This window comes from Brevibacillus sp. FSL K6-0770, assembly GCF_038000275.1.
Classification (GTDB): Bacteria; Bacillota; Bacilli; order Brevibacillales; family Brevibacillaceae; genus Brevibacillus; species Brevibacillus parabrevis.
Genome location: NZ_JBBOBQ010000001.1, coordinates 5,313,542 through 5,327,500 on the forward strand (window position 1 = coordinate 5,313,542; position 13,959 = coordinate 5,327,500).

The following is a 13,959-nucleotide window of genomic DNA, read 5'->3' on the forward strand; positions in this document are numbered from 1 at the left end:
TAATCCCTTATAATTGATTAGTGTCACCCATTCACATCATACGCCTGTAGCTCAGTGGATAGAGCAATGGTCTCCGGAACCATGTGCGGGGGTTCGATTCCCTTCAGGCGTACCATATGAAAAAAGACTGGACTCGTTCCAGTCTTTTTTGTTTTCCCTCGGTCTGACCTTGTCTTTCTACCTGAAAGCCTGCGACAGCACATCCCCATCGCAGGCTCGCAGGCAAACCATTCATTCGTTCTGCGCTACTGATCCAGCTCTTTCTGCGCCAGCTCTTTCCCCGGAAGCGGATCTACCTGCTCCGGTTTGCGGGCATAAGCTTTGTTTGTAATCAATATCGTGAGTCCGATGATGAGGACAAAGACAATCACCAACGCAACAATAAACCCCGTACTCATGCAAGACACCTCCGCCTGTTTTCCTTCTTTCATTATAGCCTATTTTTTCGTCCAGTTTGAACCGTCCTCCGTTTGCCAATTTTTCGTTTTCCATATTGTCCCTTTCTATTCTGAATTTGGTGATAGGAAAATAACCCCAATAGCTCGAATACTATGACTATCTTGACACGAATCTGCAAATCCAAATAATTGAATGCCAAGGCAGGATAGCTATGACAGATAAGCTCACGCCCACATACAAGTGGAAAAAAAGGCGCTCCCACCCCGACGCGGCGAGACTCTTCTTCCCGGATCAGATTTTGAAAGCATTTTTTCACTTTACGACAGACGCCATCTCAATCAGTGACATGAACAACCAGATCGTTTTGGTCAATCAGGCATTTGAACAGTATTACGGCTGGTCGCTTGCGGAAATCAACGCCTCCCCGTACTGCTTTATCCCGGACGAGCTTGTCAGCGAGACGAGACAGTTGTTTGATGCCGTCCGAAACATGGGCGTGCATTTGACCAACTACGAAACGATCCGCAGGCGAAAAGACGGCACACAGGTGGAGGTTACGTTGTCCGCCGCCCCCATACGCGACGCAAACGGAAGCATCATCGCCGCTTCGTGCCTCACGCGAGACATTTCCGAGCGCAAACGGGTCGAAAAAGCGTTGCTTCAAACAGAAACCAAGTATCGACTGTTGATAGACCATACCCAAGATATCGTCACGATTTTCGACGAGTCGCTGAAGCGTGTCTACGTTTCCCCCTCTGTCGAGCAGCAATTGGGCTATTTGCCTTCCGAACTCGTCTCCCCCGGCAGCCTGGAGATTACACATCCAGACGATTTCCCCCTGCTTTTGACCAAGAAGCAAGAAATTTTCGAAAAGAATCAGCCGGTTTTCCTGGAATTTCGCTCCCGGCACAAAAATGGAACATGGATTTCTTTTGAGACACGCGGGATTCCCGTTGCTTCCGAGGATGGCACGGTGAAAAACGTCATGTTTGTCTCCCGCAATGTCATGGAGCGCAAAGTATCTGAAGCGGCCTTGTCCAAAATCAGAAAAGAAAGCCAACTTATCGCGGAGCATACGGACGATTTGATTTTGATAACCGACAAGCACGGAGACATCGTCCACCTCTCTCCCTCATACGAGCGAGTCACGGGAACGATGAGGCATGCCGGCAAGCTGTCCTTCAAAAACATTCACCCGGATGATCTGGAACGCGTCGACCTGCAATTTCAAGATTTAATGGAAACGCTGGAGCCGCGAACGTGTGAATTTCGCTATCGCACGGTGAGCGGCGACTGGCTCGTGCTGGAGGCAAAAGGAACCCCGATCCTGGCCGACAACGGCGAATGCGACGGCTTCATTATCGTTTCCCGCGATATTACCGAGCGGAGAAACAACGAGATGCTGCTGCGCAATGCCGAGAAACTCTCTGTCATCGGCGAGCTGGCAGCGGGCATCGCTCACGAAATCCGCAATCCGCTCACTTCGCTGCGCGGCTTTATTCAGCTGTTGAAGCCGACGCTGGTTGATCATCAAATGTACGCAGACATCATGCTTTCCGAGCTGGATCGAATCAATTTCATCGTCAGTGAGTTGCTCGTGCTCGCGAAGCCGCACAACGTCAAGATCAAATCTCTCCCGCTGGTCTTCTTGCTGAAAAATGTGCTGACCTTGCTGGCGTCAGAAGCAAACTTGAAGAACATCCGCTTCCACACCGCTTTTGGCTGCGATCCCCTCATCTCCGGGGAAGAAAACCAGCTCAAGCAAGTGTTTATCAACGTCATCAAAAATGCAATCGAGGCCATGAGCGGGCATGGAGATGTCACCCTGACCACTTCGGCAAAAGCCGCTGGCCAAGTGGTCATCACGATTACCGACAATGGCTGCGGCATACCGGAAGAGCTGCTTCCCAAGCTGGGCGAGCCTTTTTTCACGACCAAAGACAATGGAACCGGATTAGGGCTGATGATCAGCCGCAAAATCATCAAAGACCACGACGGCCATCTGGAAGTGAGCAGCAAGCCAGGTGAAGGAACTACGGTAAAAATCACGTTGCCGATTGTCGCCGCTGAAAAAGGGCTATCCTAAAGAAAGGCGTCAAGCCAAACCGCATGGAGGTGCCCGATGGATTTTACCAAGATGAGTACGAGTGAGTTCGTCGCCAAAATTCATGAATCACAAGCCAAAAACCTCAGAAGCCGCAAGCATCAAGGCTACGGCCATCCAGAAAAACGCCTGCCGAGCAAGCAAGGAATCTGGTAAACACAAAAACCCACCCAGGAGCTTATCGCTCGCTTGGGTGGGCTTTTGCTTATTGCGGGTCTTGCTTATTCAGGTTGCGATCTCGCTCGGACTTTTGCTTTTGCGTGCCCTGCGTCTTGCTGCTGTGTCCCTGATTGCCGCCGTTTTTCGTATTGCGATTGTTTGACATGCGAATCCCTCCTCATGTTAGCTGGTCTTCGTGCCAAACGTAGTATGTCCGAAACGGCCTGATCATACTGAGCGATTATTTCGCTTCCCCGATGTATACTTTTTGACCGTTCTCGTATTTGTACACATATACGGACGCGAACTCGTTGTCGCCTTTTTCGTTGAACGTTACGTTAACGAATTTGCCTTTGTAGTCTTTTGTTTTGTGCACAGCTTCCAGCACTTGCTCACGGGTTGGCTTTTTGCCGCCGTTCGCTTTGATCGCCTCTTCCAAACCGCTGAGCATTACACCCATGGAGTCATAGCCAAAGGATGTGAAGATACCCACTTTGTTGCCAGTCGATTTTTCAAAGTCTTCGATCCATTTCTTGCCTTCAGGTGTAGCCCCTACATCGCCGACAGTAGAAGTGAACACTACGTTGTTCGCGTTATCGGCACCAGCGATTTTCACCAGGTCAGCAGAGTCGTAGCCGTCTCCACCCATGAAGATGCCTTTGTAGCCTTTTTCGCGCGCTTGCTTCACGATAATGCCCGCATCGGAGTAGTAACCGCCGAAGTAGATCATTTCCGGATTTTTGGATACGATCTGGTTGATGACGGCACTGTAATCTTTCTCTCCAGCTGTTACCCCTTCAAAGCCGACAATTTCCACGCCGTCTTTTTCAAATTGCTTTTTCACTTCTTCAGCAAGCCCTTGACCGTAAGCAGCCTTGTCGTGCATGACGAACGCTGTTTTTACGCCCAGTTGGTTTTTCGCATAGATCGCTGCCTTGGAACCTTGCTGATCGTCACGCGCACAGATGCGGTGTACGATCTTTTTGCCTTGCTCCGTCAGGTCAGAGCCTGTCGCAGATGGCGATACCATGACGAGCTTCTCTTGATCGTATTGAGCAGCAGCAGTGATGGAGGCACCCGTTGTTGCGTGGCCTACAACCCCTACTACATCAGGATTGGAAATCAACATTTGTGCGACCGCTACCCCTTGTTTCGGGTCAGCCTGGTCGTCTTGTGCGGAAAGCTGTACTTCAAAGCCGAGTGCTTTGAACGCCTCTTGTTTTTCTTTCAGGGCATATTCAGCACCTGCTTTGGCCGTGCTTCCGTAATCGGAATATTGACCGGACATCGGACCGACTACAGCGATGACCAGTTTTTCCCCAGCCCCTCCGCCTCCGGTGCTTCCGCCGCCGTTTGCATTCGATTGTGGTGCGCTGGACTGGCCGCCCCCGCAGCCTGCAAGCAATGTCCCCAGTGCTACGGTAGCAGCCAGGATCGACAGTGATTTTTGTTTCTTCATAGCGAAACATCCCCCTCTTTATTTACGTGCAAACTATGAATCACTCTTTTATTGTAGGATATTTTAGAAAATTTGCAATAGAAATGATAATATTTTGGTTGTTTTATTGTGGAAGTTTATATTCCTGCATGATATATTTTCTGAAAATTAAATAAAATAGCCACACCCGTGAAAGGTGCGGCTTCTTTTTTGGTAAATATTTGTTACTCTTTGTATTTTTGGGAATACGCTTTGCACATAACGTATATAGCCACTACCACAAAGCCAACCAGCAACGCTACACTGGCAAACGTGGTTCCTTGCATTTTTGTAAGTCCCCTCTCGATTGCGCCTGCTTTTTCTCTATTATACGAGAAGCCACAGGGCAATCACAACGGAGGAATCATCCAAAGCGTTACTTGTTGATCTCGGTAGTCAGTTTGTATGTCCATGTTTTTGCATCGTAGGACACTTTTGCACCAAGCTCTTCCGCGATGAACACCAGCGGTACCAATACGCCACCAGTCACGGGACGCGGCGGGTTTGCTACACGGGTTTCTTTTCCGTTTTTGTATGCAAACGTGTTGTTTTCATACATGCGCAGGCCGTACTTGTTGTCTTTGGAAACCAGCAGCGATTTGGTTGTGGAATCCCAAGCAGCTGCACCGCCCAGTGCGACTGCCAAAGTGCTTGCATTGACATAAGCTACCCCGTTCTCAGTCACGATGTCCTGAGGAAATGGCAGCTCTTTGCCGTTAAGTTGAACCGTGATTTTGATTTGTTGTTTGGCAGGTGCCGTTTGAGCAAAAGCCGCTGTTGCAGCTACGCTTCCGGTCAGCAAAGCAGCTGTCAGCATCAATGTGGAAAACTTGCGAAGCATAATAAACACCCCTTGATTGTTATGAAATGAATTCCAATTTTGTGTTTTTCGACACAAATCTTCATATTCCTCCTTTTTTGTTCCATACTTTTCCTATGTAAAGGATTAGCCAATTATGCCAAAACTATGGGAATCAACGCATGCTATCCCGCGAACAAATGTTTTTGTGCACAACCTGTGGATAAAACTGTGGATAATTATAAAGATGGGAGGGTGCCTTCATGGCAGGCGAGCGATTTTTTCTGATATACCAGGAAGCCAGTGACGAAGAATGCCTGTTGACGATCCAGCCGTACAAAAATCAGCAGGAGCTGGCAGAAGCCATCAATCACTTATCGGCCTTGCAAATAGACGAGTATACGATCATCAAAGGGAAAAAAATGAAGGCGACGCTCAAGCTTGCCGTTGATCTGGCGGAAGCGGAGGACACAGAGGAAGAATGAAATCATTCGTTCCGCCATAGGTTTAGAGAGAGACAATTTGGCAACCATGGTAGGGAGGGCGTGCACTTATGTGTTTGACCTTCATTGACCTTTTGTGTATGATAATCTTACAAAGAGAGGAGGAAGACTAGATGCACATGAATTTGATTCCAACCGTCATTGAACAGACAAACCGCGGTGAACGTGCTTACGATATTTATTCGCGCCTGCTCAAAGACCGCATCATCTTTCTGGGAACTCCCATCAACGACACGGTAGCCAACATTGTGGTGGCCCAGCTGTTGTTCCTTCAGGCGGAAGATCCGGAGAAAGACATTCATCTGTACATAAATAGCCCGGGCGGTTCCATCACTGCCGGCATGGCGATTTACGATACGATGCACTTCATCAAACCTGACGTTTCCACCATTTGTATCGGAATGGCTGCTTCCATGGGAGCTTTCCTGTTGGCTGCCGGAACAAAAGGCAAGCGCTATGCCCTGCCGAACAGTGAAGTCATGATTCACCAGCCTCTGGGCGGTGCACAAGGTCAAGCAAGCGATATCGAAATCGCGGCAAAACGCATTTTGAAAATGCGCGACCACTTGAACACCATCCTGGCTGAACGGACAGGACAGCCACTGGAGCGCATCCAAAAAGATACGGATCGCGACAACTTCCTCTCCGCTGCGGAAGCAGTAGAGTACGGACTGATCGACAAAGTGATTACTTCAGAGCCATCTGCGAAAAAGTAACGACTTTCGTCACAAAAACACTCGTGCCAACGACTGGCCGAGTGTTTTTTGCATCTACTTCACAATTCCTCCAACTGGCTGACATACACAGTCAAGCTGTTGCCCGGATTTCTTTCCTGATGAATACGCGCTGTGGACGTCTTCTCATCGACAGAGTCGATCCATACCGATTCACCCTGGTATTCTACCTTTATTTTCTCAGGAGAATAAAGGATTGCCTGCGCTCTTGTCAGATCCATGGCTTCGTCCCTCTTATCGCTCGTTTTCTAAGGCTTGCTGCGCGGAGCTTGCCCCTGTCATCGTATCCACGCTGGTTTCTTCGATCAGACCGTTCTGATCAGAAACGATTCCGCCGCCAAGCCCTTCATTGATCATCCGGTCGATGTCCATGTCATAAGAATCCCGGCCTTCGTTGCAGCTATCCTGACACGTGTCACGATTGCTCATGAGTCATTCCTCCTTTTTGCGCTCTACATTGTTTAGCAATACCCTCCGTTCACGAAATTGATGCATGGGCATCTGTACAAAAAAAGACACTCCCCTTTCGGGACAGTGTCTTCATCCATCTTTCTACTCTTCCTTGCTTACCAACGTCGTGAGGCTCGATACTGCCTGGGAGGCATCCGGCCCTTCCGCCAAAATGGTAATCTCCGTTCCGGAGCTGATCGCGAGGCTCATGATACCCATGATGCTTTTCGCGTTAACTTTTTTGTTGCCTTTTTCTACGAATACTTCCGATACAAAGCGGTTGGCCTCCTGCACGAAAAAGGCAGCCGGACGAGCCTGCAAACCGGTCTTCAACTGAACCACAACCTGCTGTTGAACCATGAATGGACCTCCTTACTTGTAGACTATTATCCTTTAGTATAGCATGCAATTACATCGAAAGATTTTGTTTTTCTCGTATTTTGTCAGCGATTTCATTAATTTTTCGCAAGCGGTGATTAATTCCCGATTTGCTGACAACTCCACTCGGGACCATTTCCCCCAACTCTTTCAAATTGATATCGGGGTGAGCCACGCGAAGCTCCGCCACTTCCCGCAGGCGTCTGGGCAAATTCTCCAGCCCCATTTCCTGATCGATGAGCTGAATGTTTTCCATTTGTCTTGTGGCAGCGTTTACCGTTTTGTTGATGTTGGCAATCTCGCAATTATGCAGCCGGTTTACAGAGTTTCGCATGTCCTTGACGATCCGGACATCTTCGAAGTACAAGAGAGCCTGATGCGCACCGATAAGACTTAAAAACTCGGTAATTCTCTCGCCCTCTTTTATATAGAGGACGTACCCTTTTTTCCGCTCGATGCACTTGGCATTTAGTTTATACCGATTGGCGATCTTGGTCAATGCTTCGCAGAAATCCTGGTAGGAAGTGAATATTTCCAGATGGTAGCTGGACGCTTCCGGGTGATTGACCGATCCGCCCGCCAGAAAAGCTCCACGCAGGTAGGCGGCCCGGCAACACGACTTTTTCACGATTTCAGGAGCGATCCCCGGTACGAACGAGAGACTGCTGTCCATGATCGCCAGGTTTTGCAAGATCTCATTGGCCTGGTTGGGTATACGCACGATGTAGACGTTATTCTTTTTCAGACGCATTTTTTTGCGGACGAGCAGCTCACAGTGCGTCTGAAACAGCTTTTTGATCAAGGTGTAAATCCTTCTGGCAATCGCCGCGTTTTCCGTCGTCACATCCAGCACCAGGCGTCCTGCCCCGAACTGCAAGCTCCCATTCATGCGGATCAAGGCAGACAATTCGGCCTTGTTGCAGCAATCGGCGCCCTCCATCATGGTCAGTTCTTTCTTGGTATGTGCGGCGAATGACATCGAACTTCACTACTCCTTCTCTATCTTCAGCACCTTTCGTCTGCGCTTGACGAGTGAAACGACTTGCTTGCTTACTGCATGCGCATCATGACGCAGGTAACCGTCCTCGAATGTGACCAGCGGCTTTGCAACAATATGCAAGCCGAGCTGACGCAGCTTTTTCAGATCGCACGGGACGGGAGCAGCTCCTTTTTCCGCGTATTTCTCCAATACGTGGTTCGGCAGCTCTGCTGAGTTGACAATGATCGTATCTAAAAATGATTCGTTAACATGTTCGTACATAACCTGCACATGCTTGGAGGCGGAAAAACCGTCCGTCTCTCCTGGCTGTGTCATTACATTGCAAATGTAAATCTTTGGGGCCGTAGAGCGTCTGAGCGCAGCAAACAAGCCTCGCACCAGCAAATTGGGCAGTATGCTCGTATACAAGCTGCCCGGGCCAATCAAAATGGCATCCGCCTCGGCGATGGCCAAAAGAGCTTCGCTCAGCGGCACAGCATCCACAGGATCAAGGAAAACCCGTTTGATTTCCTTGCCCGTCAGCGGTATTTGGGATTCGCCCACCACGATGGAGCCATCCGTCATCTCCGCTTTCAGACGAATGGATTGCGTAGATGCAGGCAGTACATCTCCTCGCACTGCCAAAACCCCGCTTAACGTTTTCACTGCGGTCACAAAATCTCCCGTGATTTCGTTCATCGCCGCAAGTAGTAGATTTCCCAAATTATGCCCTGCTAATCCCGTGCCTGAGGAAAAACGGTACTGCATGACTTTTTCCATCAACGGCTCCGTATCGGCCAAAGCAGTCAACACATTGCGAATGTCTCCCGGTGGCAGCATATCCATTTCCTCGCGCAGACGTCCCGAGCTTCCCCCATCGTCTGCTACGGTTACGATCGCTGTGATATGCACCGGCTCATGCTTCAGACCGCGCAAAAGGACGGACAGACCCGTTCCTCCGCCAATGACGACAATTCGTAATGGCCTTGACTGTAGCCTCCCCATTCCCTTAGTAGGCATATGTCACCTCATTATTTCTGATACAAATAAACAGGTGGCTATCTCATGTGCATCGTCTTGCTTTTTCTTCCTGCCATCCTATGCTCACTTGTTCTTTTCCATGTCTCGATGACTGACACGGATGGTAAAATCTTTTCCGAACGTCTCCCCCAAATGCTCGGCGATGGCGACTGAACGGTGTTTTCCTCCCGTGCATCCGATGCCGATCACCAACTGGCTTTTCCCTTCCCGCTGGTAATGCGGCAACGTATACGCCAAAAAGTCCGTCAGCTTCTCGATGAACTCTTTTGTTTCCTTGTGTTTCATCACGTAATCAGCCACTTCTGGATCACATCCGGTCTTGGGCCGCAATTCGTCCACGTAGTGAGGGTTTGGCAAAAACCGGACATCAAACATCAAGTCCGCGTCAATCGGCGTACCGTATTTAAAGCCAAACGACAATACATTGATCGTAAGGGGTGATCCTTGTTGTGCGTATTGGTTGATGATTTTTTCACGAAGCTGTGCCGGCTTCATTTGACTCGTATCGATAATCTGATGCGCCCAGCCCTTCATTTCCTGCAACAAGCGGCGCTCAGCATGTATTCCTTCCAGAGGGGAACCGTTCGGTGAAAGCGGATGTCTGCGACGGGTTTCCTTGTAACGGGAAACCAGCGTTTGATCGTTCGCATCGAGATAGAGGATGTGGTACGACAATCCCTCCATCTGCTCCAGACTCTCGATCGTTACGGACAGACTTTCGAAAAACTCCCGTCCCCGCAAATCGATAACCAAAGCGACACGCTCAATACTCCCGCCAGACTGTTTGACCAACTCGGCAAATTTGGGAATCAGTACAGGGGGCAGGTTGTCGACGCAAAAATAACCCAAATCCTCCAAGCTTTGTACAGCAACTGTTTTTCCCGCACCTGACATTCCGGTAATGATCAGGAGATTAATGGCCTTGTCGTTTCCCAATTCCGTCACGCAACTCGCCTCCTACGATTCTGACAATAGCATACCATAATCACTGCCCTATTCGCACCTTTTTGGGCGCTTCCCCACTTTTCCCATCTGTTTTTCCAAAGCGTACAAGCTGTTTTTGGACAAAAAAAGATGCGCGACTGCATTCTCAGCCACGCAACAATGTTTATATAGATAAGGGGGTCAATTCATTGTCTTTATCTTACCCTTGAATTATTTCACCCATGTTACAAGCACGTTAAGAGATTGTGACATTTTGTTCCTTTATCTTTTCGTTCAGCTCTTCCACGTAATGTTGCGCGGATTGAGCAGCGATCGAACCGTCTCCGGTCGCGGTTACGACTTGACGCAGCATTTTTTCACGAACGTCGCCGGCTGCGAACACGCCTTTTACTTTTGTGTACATTTTTTCATCAGTCAAAATGTAGCCAGCGTCATTGGTGATGCCCAGCGAACGGACGCTTTCTGTCAGTGGGTCCATACCTACGTAGATGAACACGCCATCTGTCGCAAACTCGCTTTGCTCACCTGTTTTGGTGTTTTCCAAAAGAACGGATTGAACTTTTCCTTCACCGCGAATTTCTTTGACGGCGGAATCCCAGATCACTTCGATCTTTTCGTTTTCAAAAGCGCGTTTTTGCAAGATTTTTTGGGCGCGGAACTGATCACGACGGTGTACGATCGTTACTTTGGAAGCAAAGCGGGTCAAGAATACGGCTTCCTCAACCGCAGAGTCTCCGCCGCCTACTACAACCAGCTCTTTGTTGCGGAAGAAAGCTCCGTCACATACCGCGCAATACGAAACGCCGCGGCCGGACAGTTCTTTTTCTCCCGGCACTCCGAGCAGACGGTGCTCTGCTCCGGTAGCAACGATCACAGATTTCGCCAAGTATTCCTTGTCGCCTGCGATTACGCGTTTGTACGGCTCTTCATCGCGGATTTCCTTGATCTCGCCATAAGCGTATTCAGCGCCGAATGACTGTGCATGTTCAAACATTTTGGTAGACAGGTCAGGTCCGAGAATGGAGCTGAATCCTGGATAGTTCTCGATTTCCTCGGTGTTGGCCATCTGACCGCCCGGGATGCCTCTCTCCAGCATCAAAGTGCTCATATTGGCGCGGGAAGTGTATACAGCAGCCGTCATACCAGCAGGGCCGGCTCCGGCGATGATCACATCATAAACTTTTTGATCGCTCATATATGTTGCCTCCTCGTCTGACACGCTTCTTTATTTATAGTTATTATAAAGTAATAATCTATTTAAAATCAAGCGTCGACAATACTTTGACACACTTCGAGACGGTTGCAGCCGAAACTCCGTACTTTTGAGCCAGGTGCGCTTGCGACTTCTTGCTGTTTACCACAGTTCCGTATACATATTCTAATGCAGCGATCCATGCAACTGCTTTCCGCACTTGTACTTGGCTGAGCATATATTCATGATGCACGTTCCACACCTGAAGGCACCACTCTCCTGCCTCCTGCTGGCCCTCTGCGATCAAGTAGCGGTGAATACCCTCTTCCACACTCATCTCACCTTGTACGATCCCCGTGTGGCTGGCGTGCTTTGCCGAGTCCGGCGCATCCTCAGGCATCGCCGCCCCCATGTCAGCCAAAGCGAGCAACGCCAGCTTTTGCAGTTGAGGGTTGTCCGTCTGGTAGTAAAACTGGCGAACGGCATGTTCAGCCTCGTCATCGCCGATCAACGACAAAGTTTGCAAAACGGCGAATTTGACTTCGTCCCGCCCATGCTGCAAAGCCCACAAAAGCGAAGCACGAATCATCGGATCGTTTTTGAAATCCTCTACTCCCGTAAAAGGCGCTTTTTCCCACGAAACATCGCGTTGCGGAGGATTGTATTGATAAGGGATCGGCTTTATAGTTTCCCCTTCTTGCTCGCTTTTTACCATGTGAATGTACTGGTCAGCAATTCCGGATTCCGGGTCCATCTGCTTTGCTTTTTGCCACCAGCGCAGTGCCTGCTCTTTTCGTCCGCTCAAATACGCCGAGATCGCCGCGTAGTGGTACGTGCAAGCCTCGTGCGGACGGCCAGCGCGCAGCATTCGCTGATAGTGGAAGAAAGCTTCGTCATGCTGTCCCAGGACTCCCATGGTCGTCGCCAGCTTGTAGGTGTTCTCCGGATGGAACGGCACGACTTTTTTGAGCATGTCCATCAAAGCCAGCAGCTCAACAGTATGGTTGTGATGGGAGAGCAAAACAGCCAGATTGCACAAGGCATGCAAATTGCCATGCTCTTTTTCCAGCGTCTTCTCGATCGTCTCCATCGCTTGCTGGAAGTCGCCCACGTAATAATAGGCGAGGGACAAATTGTTCCAGGCTGGCAAAAAGTCAGGGTCGGCTTCCACGATTTCTTTCAAAATGTCCAAAGCCTCCAGGAAGCGGCCTTCTTCCAAGCTGCGACGTGCCCGCTCATGTTTGCTGTACACATCTTCATTTTCGCTCGGGAGAAAATGACGCGGCGGCAAGTCCAGCTCGAAGTAAATGTAATCGAGCAGTTCTTCCGCTTCCTCCCGATAATGTCCGTTGCCGGCTTCCTGCAAATAGCGCACAGCCATTTCTTCAGCCATCTGGTAATCTTCGAGATTGGCGTAGTTGTTCGCCATGTAGAAATACACTTCTACCATGGACGGGTCCCATTTTTCTATAACCTCATAGAGGACTTCATTCGATGCTTCAAACTGCCCCGTCTCAGCGAGGGCACTAGCCAAATGACAGTGGCACTCAGCGTTGGCTGGTTCCATCTCGACAGCCCGCCGAAACGATCGCAGTGCTTTCTCATAGTCGTACCGATTCAAAAAGCGCATACCACGGTCAACAAAAAAAGTGGCATCTTGTTTGAAGTCAACGACAGTCGTTTTTTTCAAAATACTTTTGGTATGTTTCATAAAACCTCCAACATCGTAGGAGCAGCACTTCAAGTATCGTACCAGAAGCGGTGCCAGCCTACAAGCTGACTCGTCTTTTAAAGTGTTCATTTCACAGGTAAAAGCAGGAAAACACCACTGGCGCATAGCAAGTGGTGTTTACGAACGGAAATGGAGCGGACGACGGGTCTCGAACCCGCGACCTTCGCCTTGGCAAGGCGACGCTCTACCAATTGAGCTACGTCCGCATAGTTTATCGTGTTTTCTTTTTCTATGTTTTGTAAAAACTGGTGAGCCATGAAGGACTCGAACCTTCGACCCTCTGATTAAAAGTCAGATGCTCTACCAACTGAGCTAATGGCTCTCACATGGTGGCTCGGGACGGAATCGAACCGCCGACACGAGGATTTTCAGTCCTCTGCTCTACCGACTGAGCTACCGAGCCACATACTTTTTCGCCATTTCTTCTCTAGAAACAAGAAATGGCGGAGCTGACGGGACTCGAACCCGCGACCTCCGGTGTGACAGACCGGCGTGAACTCCAACTTCACCACAGCTCCATTATGGAAGGTTTTGTTCCTTCAAAACTGAATACGCATGATTGCTAAGCATGTGTGGATAAGTCCTCGACCGATTAGTATTCGTCAGCTCCACGCGTTACCGCGCTTCCACACCGAACCTATCAACCTCATCGTCTATGAGGGGTCTTACCAGCTTGCGCTGTGGGAAGTCTCATCTTGGAGGGGGCTTCACGCTTAGATGCTTTCAGCGCTTATCCCGTCCGCACATAGCTACCCAGCTGTGCCACTGGCGTGACAACTGGTGCACCAGCGGTGCGTCCATCCCGGTCCTCTCGTACTAAGGACAGCTCTCCTCAAACTTCCTACGCCCGCGACAGATAGGGACCGAACTGTCTCACGACGTTCTGAACCCAGCTCGCGTACCGCTTTAATGGGCGAACAGCCCAACCCTTGGGACCTACTTCAGCCCCAGGATGCGATGAGCCGACATCGAGGTGCCAAACCTCCCCGTCGATGTGGACTCTTGGGGGAGATAAGCCTGTTATCCCCAGGGTAGCTTTTATCCGTTGAGCGATGGCCCTTCCATGC

The 13,959-nt window shown here is 49.7% G+C and carries 15 protein-coding genes, 5 tRNA genes and 1 rRNA gene (1 of these 21 running past the window's edge); 5 read left to right on the forward strand and 16 right to left on the reverse strand.

The annotated features are described in order from the left end of the window. Window positions 1-40: 40 nt before the first annotated feature. Window positions 41-115 (forward strand) — tRNA-Arg (locus NST23_RS25220). Between the two features lie 130 nt (window positions 116-245). Here NST23_RS25220 and NST23_RS25225 read toward each other — a convergent pair. Continuing rightward, the gene (locus tag NST23_RS25225) at window positions 246-398 is read right to left on the reverse strand and encodes a hypothetical protein (protein ID WP_167470261.1); all 153 of its coding nucleotides are present in this window, start codon (window positions 396-398) and stop codon (window positions 246-248) included. Between the two features lie 212 nt (window positions 399-610). Between NST23_RS25225 and NST23_RS25230 the strand changes: the two genes are divergently transcribed. Further along, on the forward strand, window positions 611-2,485 hold the full coding sequence (locus tag NST23_RS25230) for a PAS domain-containing sensor histidine kinase (protein WP_173597713.1): 1,875 nt from the start codon (window positions 611-613) through the stop codon (window positions 2,483-2,485). A 36-nt stretch (window positions 2,486-2,521) separates the two neighbouring features. After that, window positions 2,522-2,659 (forward strand): DUF4023 domain-containing protein, encoded by a 138-nt coding sequence (locus NST23_RS25235; RefSeq protein WP_083955789.1) that lies wholly within the window; start codon window positions 2,522-2,524, stop codon window positions 2,657-2,659. A gap of 244 nt (window positions 2,660-2,903) precedes the next feature. Here NST23_RS25235 and NST23_RS25240 read toward each other — a convergent pair whose 3' ends face one another. Further along, complete coding sequence (locus NST23_RS25240; protein WP_173597714.1) at window positions 2,904-4,121, reverse strand: branched-chain amino acid ABC transporter substrate-binding protein; 1,218 nt, start codon at window positions 4,119-4,121, stop codon at window positions 2,904-2,906. A 394-nt stretch (window positions 4,122-4,515) separates the two neighbouring features. Next, window positions 4,516-4,980, reverse strand: a complete 465-nt coding sequence (locus tag NST23_RS25245) for a copper amine oxidase N-terminal domain-containing protein (protein WP_122963665.1) — start codon at window positions 4,978-4,980, stop codon at window positions 4,516-4,518. Between the two features lie 221 nt (window positions 4,981-5,201). Here NST23_RS25245 and NST23_RS25250 point away from each other — a divergent pair, with 221 nt between their 5' ends. Further along, window positions 5,202-5,423 carry a hypothetical protein gene (locus NST23_RS25250; protein ID WP_063230986.1) on the forward strand — a complete coding sequence of 74 codons (222 nt, stop codon included), beginning with the start codon at window positions 5,202-5,204 and terminating at the stop codon, window positions 5,421-5,423. Window positions 5,424-5,554: 131 nt separating this feature from the next. Next, window positions 5,555-6,157 (forward strand): ATP-dependent Clp endopeptidase proteolytic subunit ClpP, encoded by a 603-nt coding sequence (gene clpP, locus NST23_RS25255; RefSeq protein ID WP_063230987.1) that lies wholly within the window; start codon window positions 5,555-5,557, stop codon window positions 6,155-6,157. 59 nt (window positions 6,158-6,216) lie between these two features. Here clpP and NST23_RS25260 read toward each other — a convergent pair whose 3' ends face one another. The 13 genes from NST23_RS25260 to NST23_RS25320 form a co-directional block, all read right to left on the reverse strand. Continuing rightward, window positions 6,217-6,396 (reverse strand): H-type small acid-soluble spore protein, encoded by a 180-nt coding sequence (locus NST23_RS25260; RefSeq protein ID WP_122963663.1) that lies wholly within the window; start codon window positions 6,394-6,396, stop codon window positions 6,217-6,219. 13 nt (window positions 6,397-6,409) lie between these two features. Continuing rightward, the gene (locus NST23_RS25265) at window positions 6,410-6,604 is read right to left on the reverse strand and encodes a hypothetical protein (protein ID WP_063230989.1); all 195 of its coding nucleotides are present in this window, start codon (window positions 6,602-6,604) and stop codon (window positions 6,410-6,412) included. Between the two features lie 123 nt (window positions 6,605-6,727). Then, window positions 6,728-6,985: an HPr family phosphocarrier protein gene (locus tag NST23_RS25270; RefSeq protein ID WP_173599431.1), complete on the reverse strand. Its 258-nt coding sequence runs from the start codon at window positions 6,983-6,985 to the stop codon at window positions 6,728-6,730. Between the two features lie 49 nt (window positions 6,986-7,034). After that, window positions 7,035-7,982 carry a DNA-binding protein WhiA gene (whiA, locus tag NST23_RS25275; RefSeq protein WP_122963662.1) on the reverse strand — a complete coding sequence of 316 codons (948 nt, stop codon included), beginning with the start codon at window positions 7,980-7,982 and terminating at the stop codon, window positions 7,035-7,037. A gap of 9 nt (window positions 7,983-7,991) precedes the next feature. Next, a complete protein-coding gene (locus NST23_RS25280) occupies window positions 7,992-9,002 on the reverse strand; it encodes a gluconeogenesis factor YvcK family protein (protein WP_122963661.1) in 1,011 nt (336 codons plus the stop codon). 84 nt (window positions 9,003-9,086) lie between these two features. Continuing rightward, window positions 9,087-9,968, reverse strand: a complete 882-nt coding sequence (rapZ, locus tag NST23_RS25285; RefSeq protein WP_122963660.1) for an RNase adapter RapZ — start codon at window positions 9,966-9,968, stop codon at window positions 9,087-9,089. A gap of 235 nt (window positions 9,969-10,203) precedes the next feature. Next, window positions 10,204-11,163 carry a thioredoxin-disulfide reductase gene (gene trxB / locus NST23_RS25290; RefSeq protein WP_063230994.1) on the reverse strand — a complete coding sequence of 320 codons (960 nt, stop codon included), beginning with the start codon at window positions 11,161-11,163 and terminating at the stop codon, window positions 10,204-10,206. Between the two features lie 58 nt (window positions 11,164-11,221). Continuing rightward, window positions 11,222-12,871 (reverse strand): tetratricopeptide repeat protein, encoded by a 1,650-nt coding sequence (locus NST23_RS25295; RefSeq protein WP_122963658.1) that lies wholly within the window; start codon window positions 12,869-12,871, stop codon window positions 11,222-11,224. A 151-nt stretch (window positions 12,872-13,022) separates the two neighbouring features. Continuing rightward, window positions 13,023-13,098 (reverse strand) — tRNA-Gly (locus NST23_RS25300). 40 nt (window positions 13,099-13,138) lie between these two features. Next, a tRNA-Lys gene (locus NST23_RS25305) sits at window positions 13,139-13,214 on the reverse strand. A gap of 5 nt (window positions 13,215-13,219) precedes the next feature. Further along, window positions 13,220-13,295, reverse strand: a tRNA-Phe gene (locus NST23_RS25310). A gap of 38 nt (window positions 13,296-13,333) precedes the next feature. Next, window positions 13,334-13,410: transfer RNA gene (locus NST23_RS25315), tRNA-Asp, on the reverse strand. A gap of 54 nt (window positions 13,411-13,464) precedes the next feature. After that, window positions 13,465-13,959, reverse strand: a 23S ribosomal RNA gene (locus NST23_RS25320); it runs 2,433 nt beyond the window's last position.